Here is a 1,349-nt window from a genome sequence, read left to right as displayed (position 1 = left end):
CGCGGCACCTCCGGGATCGCGGATGCGCGGCTGCTGTCGGTCGGCCGGCTGGTCACGGCGGGGACCTTCGTCGCCGGGGCGGCGCTGTTCGTCGCCCTCGCGGTCGCGGCCGGCGCGATCACGGCCGGGCTCGGCGACGGCGTGCTGATCCGGGCCGCCCTGATCGCGGCGGCGGGCGGCATCGCGCTCGTGCTCGGGCGGCTGATCGACGTGAACCGGTTCTCGATGCACGGCACCTACCGGAACCGGCTGTCGCGCGCCTTCCTCGGCTCCGCGCGACAGGGGGAGCCGGGATCGACCCGCCGCCCCGACGGCTTCACCGGGTTTGCCGAGGACGACAACATGCCGCTCGCCGGCCTGCGTCTCGGCCCGTCGCCGGTGCGGCTGTTTCCGGTGATCGGCGCGGCCCTCAACCTGACCGCCTCAGGCGCCATCGCCGACAGCGCGGCGGAGCGCAAGGCGGCACCCTGGATCTTCACGCCGTGCCGCTGCGGATCGGAGAGCCTGGCGCGCGGGCGGCAATACGCCGCGACCGGCGACTGGGGCGGCCCCCTGCACGAGGGCGTGTCGCTGGCGACCGCCATGACGATCTCCGGCGCCGCCGTCAGCCCGAACCGCGGCTATGCGTCCTCCCCGGCGACAGCGTTCCTGATGACGCTGTTCGACGTGCGCCTGGGCGCATGGCTGCCCAATCCGGCCCGTCTGCGCGGTGCGGCGCTCGCGCGCAGCCGGCCGCGCAACGCGCTGATCGCGCTGATCAACGAGATGCTGCTGCGCGCCGACGCGACGCGGACGACCGTCTACCTGTCGGACGGCGGGCATTTCGACAATCTCGGCATCTACGAGATGATACGGCGGTGCTGCCGCCTCATCGTCGCCATCGATGCCGACGCGGACCCGAACTACGACTACTTCGACCTCGGCGCGGCGGTCCGGCGGATACGCATCGACTTCGCAACGGACATCGCCTTCGACGTGCCGCTCGCGCCCGACCGGCCGTGGGGGCTCGCGACGATCGCCTATCCGAACGGCGCGCGTGGACGGCTGCTGTATGTCAAGCCGACGCTGCCCGCCGATGTCGCCGTCGACTGCCTCGCCTACCGGCGGCTCGACCCCGCCTTTCCGTTCGATGCGACGAGGAACCAGTTCTTCACCGAGTCGCAGTTCGAGAGCTACCGCGTCCTCGGGCGCAACCTCGTCCGGTCGATGCTGGCGGCGGATGCGCCGGCCGAGGTCAAGATATTCCTCGCCGCCCTCGCCGCCTGATCGCGCCCATCGGCCGCCGCAACGCCCCCCTAGTTCGACGGCTGCGGCGCGGCGGGTGACGGGGCGGGTGACGGCGCGGGCGC

The 1,349-nt window shown here is 72.9% G+C and carries 1 pseudogene; it reads left to right on the top strand.

Annotated features, from left to right (window positions below):
* A pseudogene (locus tag B8460_RS22450) lies at positions 1 to 1,266 on the top strand (hypothetical protein); the annotation flags it as partial.
* Between the last annotated feature and the right edge of the window lie 83 nt (positions 1,267 to 1,349).

It is taken from the genome of Acidisphaera rubrifaciens HS-AP3, assembly GCF_000964365.1.
GTDB classification, from domain to species: Bacteria; Pseudomonadota; Alphaproteobacteria; order Acetobacterales; family Acetobacteraceae; genus Acidisphaera; species Acidisphaera rubrifaciens.
The sequence above is the reverse complement of the archived record's forward strand: the minus strand, read 5'-3'. Positions and strand labels throughout refer to the sequence as shown.